The 327-nt window shown below is 61.5% G+C and carries 1 protein-coding gene; it reads left to right on the forward strand.

Features of this window, described 5'->3' with window-relative positions; translation table 11 throughout:
• Window positions 1-327 (forward strand): ATP-binding cassette domain-containing protein (locus SB753_RS35795; RefSeq protein WP_410804824.1); only part of this gene is annotated, 327 nt, incomplete at both ends.

A 327-nucleotide genomic window follows, 5' to 3' on the forward strand; every position in this document is an offset into this window, starting at 1 on the left:
CCCACTGCGGGTCAGATCGTCTTTGACGGCATCGACATCACGGGCGAACGTCCTGCGCAGGTCGCGCGTCGCGGCATCATCCGCTCCTTTCAGATTTCTGCTGTATTTCCGCATCTGACGGCATTGCAGAACGTCCGCGTCGGTCTGCAACGTCAGCTCGGCTCGGCGTTTCATTTCTGGAGAAGCGAGCGCACGTTGCGTCAACTCGATGACCGCGCGATCGATCTGCTCACGCAGGTAGGCTTGACCGATTTCGCCGATGTGCCCGCCGTCGAGCTGTCGTATGGGCGCAAACGCGCGCTCGAAATCGCCACGACGCTCGGCATG

This window comes from Paraburkholderia sp. SIMBA_053 (assembly GCF_046534895.1).
Classification (GTDB): domain Bacteria; phylum Pseudomonadota; class Gammaproteobacteria; order Burkholderiales; family Burkholderiaceae; genus Paraburkholderia; species Paraburkholderia caledonica.